This window comes from Actinomycetota bacterium, assembly GCA_035759705.1.
In the GTDB taxonomy this organism is placed as follows: Bacteria; Actinomycetota; CADDZG01; order JAHWKV01; family JAHWKV01; genus JAJCYE01.
The window spans coordinates 1-7118 of sequence record DASTUJ010000066.1; the positions used below are offsets into that span (position 1 = coordinate 1).

At 66.9% G+C, this 7118-nt stretch carries 7 protein-coding genes; 3 read left to right on the forward strand and 4 right to left on the reverse strand.

From position 1 onward, the window contains the following. Positions 1–449: hypothetical protein (locus VFV09_04310; GenBank protein ID HEU4866934.1), on the forward strand; the 449-nt coding region annotated here is incomplete at its 5' end. A 69-nt stretch (positions 450–518) separates the two neighbouring features. Further along, positions 519–3479, forward strand: a complete 2961-nt coding sequence (locus VFV09_04315) for a UvrD-helicase domain-containing protein (GenBank protein HEU4866935.1) — start codon at positions 519–521, stop codon at positions 3477–3479. Here the strand turns inward: VFV09_04315 and VFV09_04320 are convergent. Both VFV09_04320 and VFV09_04325 read right to left on the reverse strand, forming a co-directional pair. Further along, a complete protein-coding gene (locus VFV09_04320; protein ID HEU4866936.1) occupies positions 3476–4036 on the reverse strand; it encodes a choice-of-anchor D domain-containing protein in 561 nt (186 codons plus the stop codon). The two genes, VFV09_04315 and VFV09_04320, sit on opposite strands and share 4 nt — an antisense overlap. Positions 4037–4202: 166 nt before the next feature. Then, the gene (locus tag VFV09_04325) at positions 4203–4667 is read right to left on the reverse strand and encodes a hypothetical protein (protein ID HEU4866937.1); all 465 of its coding nucleotides are present in this window, start codon (positions 4665–4667) and stop codon (positions 4203–4205) included. A gap of 164 nt (positions 4668–4831) precedes the next feature. On the opposite strand from VFV09_04325, the gene VFV09_04330 reads away from it, so the two are divergent. Then, positions 4832–5557, forward strand: a complete 726-nt coding sequence (locus VFV09_04330) for a hypothetical protein (GenBank protein HEU4866938.1) — start codon at positions 4832–4834, stop codon at positions 5555–5557. Here VFV09_04330 and VFV09_04335 read toward each other — a convergent pair. Then, complete coding sequence (locus VFV09_04335; protein HEU4866939.1) at positions 5554–6621, reverse strand: tyrosine-type recombinase/integrase; 1068 nt, start codon at positions 6619–6621, stop codon at positions 5554–5556. The two genes, VFV09_04330 and VFV09_04335, sit on opposite strands and share 4 nt — an antisense overlap. 69 nt (positions 6622–6690) lie before the next feature. Continuing rightward, the coding region (locus VFV09_04340) for a PIN domain-containing protein (GenBank protein ID HEU4866940.1) at positions 6691–7118 on the reverse strand (428 nt) is incomplete at its 5' end.

The window sequence follows — 7118 nt, forward strand, 5'->3', positions numbered from 1 at the left end:
ACCGGGACCTGGTCCGCAGCCGCGACCCGGCGGACTTTGCGGATTCCAAGCTGCTGTCGTCGCTGAACAAGACGGGCAGGGCCGACGCCGACACCTGCTCCATGCAAAAGGTGGAGTTCGCAGCCAGCCAGTTCCGCTACCGGGACTTTCCCACCGAGCTCAACAGCGGACGGACCAGCCTTACGATGAACAACGAGGCGAACGAGAAGCACCAGATGGTCGTGTTCCGTCGTAAGCCCGAGTTCGAGGGCAGCTTCACGGACATCCTGAGGCGCGGCAAGCAGGAGGACGAGGCAACCCGGGTGGCGACGGGGGAGGCCGACCCGGACAAGACCGATGTCATGTCGGTAGAGCTGACCGGCGGCGAATATGCCCTCACCTGCTTCATCAGGTCGGGGCCCGAGGAGCACTGGAAGAAGGGCGAGATCGCCGAGTTCACCGTCCGCTGAAACTTCACATCCGGCGTTGTCACCGGCGCCGGGTATCCTCGGCGAATGAGATTTGGACGGAGTTGACCCATGCCCATCGCCTGTAGTTATTGCGGGGGCACCCACCCCGACGCCCAGAGCGTTCGCCGGTGCTGGAGCAGCGGCCAGACGGCATCGGCGCCCGCGAAGTCACCTCCGGCAGACTCGGATCCCGAGGACGAGGAGGACATGGGCCCCGGGTTCTGGGACGACGACGGTGAGTCCAACTACGAGCCGGTCGGCCCTCCGGCAGGTTCCCCGAACGGGCCGCGTACCCCTGCCGCTCAAACGCTTGCCCGGGCTCGCGCGGCCGGAGGCAACGCCTCGGTGCGTCCGTCCACCGGCTCGCACGACACGGCCGCCCGCCCGGTGGTGGCGGCGCCGGGCAGCCCCGCTCCGGCCCTGGGGCGCTCGGTGCTGGTTTCACCCGGCCAGCAGGCGCCCGAGCCGTGGTCCGGTTGCGAGAGGGTAACCCTAGGCCCGGAGACCGGCGCGGCAGCCCTCCATGATCTCGAAACGGCGTTCCTCGGCCGCCGGCCGCTGGTGATCGAGATCGCCTCGGGCTGGAGCCTGCCGGTGAACGAGGCGGAGACGTCGCCGGTGTGGTCGTTGGGTCCGGGGTTCTCGTTCCCGGGCGAGCGGCTTCGCCACGCGGCTTTGTTCAACTCGCTGGACGCCAGGGGACCGGAGACCACCTGGCGCTGGTCCGGCATGGCGGTTCCCCTCGGGGCCGAGCCGGGCGGCCCGGCCGACGTCGTGCTGCGGGACGGACGGCCGGCGTTTGTCGACGGAGGTCCGTTCGGCTTTTTGGATCCTTCGGTGCTCGGCGTGCCGGAAGCGGTAGTGATCCCGCGGGTTGCCGTCGAGCACGGTCACCTGACTCCGTTCGGCGCCAACACGGGCACCGCGGAGCTGGCGCCGGACCAGGAGGCTGCGGTGACCCACCCAGGCGGCTCCGCCCGGATCATCGCTCCCGCCGGCTCGGGCAAGACCCGGGTGCTTACAGAGCGGGCCCGGCACCTGCTGAAGAACTGGCGGATCCCACCCGAGTCGTTGTGCCTGGTGGCGTTCAACAAGCGCGCCGCCGAGGAGATCAAGGAGCGGACGACGGACCTGCCGGGGCTTCAGGTCCGCACGCTTAACTCGTTGGGTCTGGCCATCCTCAGCGGAACCGGCCGGTTCGGGACGTCGCGGTCGGTTCAGACCGTCGACGAGTCGACTGTGCGCAGGATCCTCGAGGAACTCGTATCCTTCCCGCGCCGCGCCAACACGGACCCGGCCGCCGCCTGGATCGAAGCCCTGTCGTCGGTCCGCCTGGGCCTTAAGTCTCCGGAGCGGGTGGAGATGGACTTCCAGGGTGACGTGGACGGGCTGTCCGATGTGTTCGACCGCTACCGGGCGGCGCTGGCGGAGCGGGGCGTGGTTGACTTCGACGAGCAGATCTACCGGGCCATCGAGATCCTGGTCACCGATCCGGCGGTCCGGGAACGGGCCCGCCTGGCATGCCGGGTAATGCTCGTCGACGAGTTCCAGGACCTCACGCCGGCCCACGTGCTTCTGGTCCGGCTCCTTTCCGGTCCTGCTGGCTCGGTATTCGGGGTGGGGGACGACGACCAGACCATCTACGGGTACGCAGGCGCCTCGCCGGGTTGGCTGATCGATTATGCAACCTACTTCCCGGGTGCCGGCAGCCACCTGCTGGAGGTCAACTACCGGTGCCACCCCGAGGTAACCTCGGCCGCCCGGACGCTGCTAACGCACAACCGGACCCGGGTGCCCAAGGTCATCGTGAGCCCGCCTGGAACCCGTGCAGGAGGGGAACAGGCGCACGGGTTGGCCACAGACGTCTCCGAGGACCCGGTCGCCGCAACGGTCAACGCAGTTCACTCCCACGTCGAAGCCGGGGTCGCGCCGTCCAACATCGCCATCCTCAGCCGGGTCAACAGCTCGCTGGCGCCGGTGCAGCTATCCCTTCTGGATGCCGGAATCGCCGTTAACCGGGCGGTGGACGCTCGATTCCTGGAACGGACCGGGGTGAGGGCGGCGCTTGCATGGCTGAGCATCGCCACCAACCCCGGGCGCTTGCGAGCCGCCGAGGTGAGCTTCACCGCCCGGCGGCCTCCCCGGGCGATGTCGCCCAAGGTCATCGAGTGGATGTCCGAGCAGCGGTCGGTGGAGCGATTGAGGAACCTTGCGGAGCGCCTGGCGGTGCGGGATGCCGACAAAGTGAATAACTATGCGGACGACATCGAGCGCCTGGTGGAGGAGGGGAGTGACGGTACCACCGAGACCATCCTGCGCTGCCTGCGCGACGAAATCGGCCTGGCCGCTGCCATGGCCGCGCTCGACACCGAGCACCGCAGGCTTGACCGTTCGCCGCAGACCGACGACCTGGACGCCCTGATCGCCCTGGGCCACCTGCACCCGGACCCTAAGGGATTCGAGGGGTGGCTCCGGGAGGGGCTGAACACGCCGGGGGATCCCGACGGAGTCACCCTGGCCACCATCCACGCGGTCAAGGGCCGGGAGTGGGACCACGTGGTCGTCCACAACGTCACCGAGGGTCTCATGCCCCACCGCCTGGCCTGGGACATCGAGGAGGAGCGGAGGGTGTTCCACGTTGCCCTAACCCGGTGCCGGCTGAGCAGCACGGTGGTCGCCGGTGCGGCGGCGTCGCCCTTTCTGGACGAGCTGACCAAGGAGTGGGAGCCCGGCACCGCCCCCATCCCGGTCACCCGGCAATCGCCGGCAGGCCCGGCGTCGCCCCAGGTGGTGGTCGCCACGCCCGGCGCGGAGCGGGCCGGAAAGCTCCTCCGGGAGTGGAGGCTGGAGAAGTCGCGCAAGGAGGGAAAGCCCGCCTACACCGTGTTCTCCAACGCCACTCTGGACGCCATTGCGGCTTCCGGGGCCCGCTCGCTGGGCGAGCTGGCGAGGATCAAAGGCGTCGGTCCCGCCAAGCTCGAGAACTTCGGCGACGAGGTGCTGGCGGTGCTGGACGCTGCCGCCGACTAGAGGTCTAGCAGCAGCCCTTCGCCGTTGAGCGCCACCCGGGTGGGGCTGTCCTTGCCCGAATGCTCGATCTCCAGGAAGCCTGCGAAGGCCCCGGGAGAGGTCGGGTTGAAGGACACCGAGACCTCGCACTCGTCGTCCGGGGCGATTCCGGTTGCATCGCCGAGGCACTCCTGCGCTTCGACCGAGAAGACGTCGTTGCGCCCTTCGATCGACGCCCCGTCTATGACCAGGTACTCGTTGCCGCTGTTGGCGACCGTCACGGTCTGCCTGGCCGTCTTGCCGGATCCGATCTCGCCGAAGTCGAGGCTCTTGGGAGCCACGACTGCCTTGGGGGCGACGTTGCCCGAGTTCGAGTTGCCCGAGCTGCTCGATGAGCTGCCAGAAGTGGGGGTGGAGGAAGTGGTGGGGGTGGGGCTCGCCGACTGCGTGGACTGAGGCTGCGGGTTTTCGTCGCCCCCGGTCAGTATGGGAATCAAGCCGAGCGCGGCGGTGAGGATCGTGGCAAGCCCGGTGATTACGCCGGGGACGGTTTGCCAGAAGTTCTTCTTCTCGGTCATAAGAATCAGCTCCTATGGTCCGGGGGAATGGTCGGGGAATATGGCTCGTCGTGCGACGTTGTCTGCGCTCGCTCAGCGAGGCCCGGCCTGAGGCGCTTTGGCACCGGCCACTCCTCGACTCTACCGCAGGTTCGGGGCGCCGCCGACCAAATGTGCCCGGGGACGGTCAGGCTGGAGGGGGCTCGGTCTCCAGCCAGCTGATGTTGTTAACCGCCATAATTCCGGCGACCGTGTCCGGCATCTTCGCCTCCAGCGCGGGGATGCTGTCCCCAAGGAACCACTTGCTGGTGAGCTCAATCGGGTCACCGGTCAGCTCGCCGCTGAAGTAGTGAAGCGCCCCATTCGTGAGCATCACAACGTGGAACAATTCGTCGCCGTACCCTTCCACCTTGCCGGAGGAGATGATCCAGCCGGCCCTTAGAGCGCCCTTGATCTCCACCGTGCTGGGGTTGCCCACGGCACCCATGAGCCGCCGGAACTTGCGGAACACCTGCCGAAGTTCGTCGGGATCGGGGGCCTCCTCGGTGACGGGCTCATCCGGGCCGGGGTCCCGGCCGTCGGGGGAGGCGTCGATCCGGCGCTTCGCGGCGTCGATCTTGCCCTGCATCCGGTCCTCGAGCTTGTCGGTCATGTACTCACAATATCCCGCACGCCGTTTAACTCGCTCGTGGTTTTGTCTGGACCGTCTGGCTCGATCGGGAGGTTACAAAAAAGCGCAGACGGATTTCGCATATTACAAAAGCAGCTAGACAGTGCTAGACATTGGTCTGGGGCATGGCTAGTCTGGCTCGCACAGTGAACGACAAGCCGAGACTAACCGCCGTAGGCTCCGGCGAAGCCCCTCAGCCGCCCAAAAGAACCCGGTCAACGGTTTCTTTCCCCTACGCCGATCTGGCGGAGGCGGAGAAGGCCGTCGGGCACGTCGCCGGCAGCGGCGGCCGATGTCTACCCGAGCAGCTGGCCGCCTGGCTCGGCCACATCAAGCTCAACAGCGGCGCATTCCGCAACAAGGTGGCCGCCGCGAAGCAGTTCGCCGTGCTGGAGGGGAGCCGTAACTCCATCGCCCTGACCGAGCTTGGGCGGCGCCTGGCCGACCGTCGGGGGCTGCCGCAGGCGAGAGTAGAGGCCTTTATGGCCGTTCCGCTGTATCGGAGTCTCTTCGAGAGCTACCGGGGCGGGCAGATGCCCGGCGTCATGCGGATCGAGCTCGACATGCTGCGGCTCGGTGTGAGCCGGACGCAGGTGAAATCCGCCCGTCAGGTCTTCCTGCGGTCGGCGGAGCAGGCGGGGCTGTTCGACGCCGGTGGCTCGCAGATGGTCCTGCCGAAGGGGACCGTTCTTCCGGACGCCGCGAGTGAGGGGTCCCGGGCATTGCCAGATCGTTCACGGTACCCGAAGGTGATCGAGGGCATTCTCGAGCAGGCACCGTGGAACGAGGGGTGGACCGAACAAGCGTTCGATGAGTGGGCAGACCTTCTGATCCGTGCGTCGAGGATGCATTTCAAACTTCCCCCAAGCTAGGTTCGGGTGCTCCTGAGGTACTCCCGGACCTCGGCCGCCTGGACGGCGTCGACCAGTTCGGCGCCGGTCATTCGCAGGTAGACCTGGGTCGTGTTGAGGCTGGCGTGCCCCAGCAGCGCCTGGACGGAGGAGAGGGGCACCCCGTTGGCCACCAGGCCCTTGGCGTAGGTGTGCCGGAAGGCGTGGGCCGCCTCGCCCTCCGGCTTGTGCACGCCGGCCCGTAGCAGCCACTTGTAGACGTGGTAGTTGAGCGACTCCCGGGTGAACGGCCTGCCGTTGAGGCGGACCAGGAGGGTGTCGGAAGGGGAGGGCTCCCCCAACTTTACGGTGCGCTCGTCGAGGTACTCGTCGATGGCGTCGACCACCTCAACCGGAAGCGGAACCCGGCGCTGCTTGTTGCCCTTTCCGGTGATCTTGAGAATCGCGGGGTCCTCCCGGATCAGGTCGGCGATCTTGAGATTGATGCACTCCGAGGCTCGAAGGCCGGCGCCGGCGAGAATCGCCACCAGGGCCCGGTCCCGTATCGGCCAGGGGAGCCGCCCGTTGGGGTCTTGCTGGGAGACGGTGCGGACGATGGCTTCGAGCTCCGAGGGCAGAAATGCCGAAGGCATCCGGTTTGGGATGGACGGATTTACCAGATGAAGAGTCGGGTCGGTAACCATGTGGCCCTCCATCACCAGCCATTTGCAGAACCCCCTCAGTGCGGCAAGCATCCGGCCCCGGCTGGCCGGCGCATAGTCCAGACGGGCCATCTGGGCCAGGGCGCGCTTCACGTTCTCCAGGCTGAGGTCGGCGATATCGAGGCGGGCGAGGGCCGACATAAAGGGGTCGGGCTTTTCGCGGCTCTCAGGCGATTCCAGAGCCTCGATTTCCGGCTTCCCGGCGATCTCGGCGATCAGCAGGGCCCAGTTCGTCAGATCCCGGCGGTAGGCGGCTTCGGTCTGGCCGGAGATGCCCCGGCCGATCGTTCGCCGCTCGTCGAGCCACTCCTCGGCGAGAGCGGCAACTTTCGAGAGGGGAAAGGAGTTGCGACCCGCAGCCCTGGACCTCGATCTAACTTCCATAACGGGATAACACCACAGTTGACGGGAGATACCCGGCAATCACGCGGAGTTGGGTCGCAGGCCCCGGGATCAGGAGAGAATCTCGTGCCTGATGTTGAGGGCTCGATAGGTTTCGAGGGCGCGCTGATCTCTGGTCACAAGGGGGAGGTTGTGTTCAGCTGCAGCGGCGCCCACCAGCGCGTCGTAGACGGATCCACCGGCAATGCCGAGTTCGGCCAGTTGCTCCAGCAGCCGGCGCGTCGCCTCGGGACCTATAAAGCGGCTTTCTGGAAAGTTTGCCGCAATCAGTCGAGCTACCGCCGTGGGCGGTCGCCTTAGTGGCGGGGGGAGTCGAGTCAGGACGGAGAAGGTCTCAAACGCAGCGTGACCCGAAAGACCGAGAGTGAGTCCTGCAAGACTCTTTGCGACCTGGTCGTGAACTTCGTGACTTACACCGGCCAGCGCCACCGAGATGCTCGTATCAACAAGAACGTGCCTTCCGGTCACCGCTGGTCGGC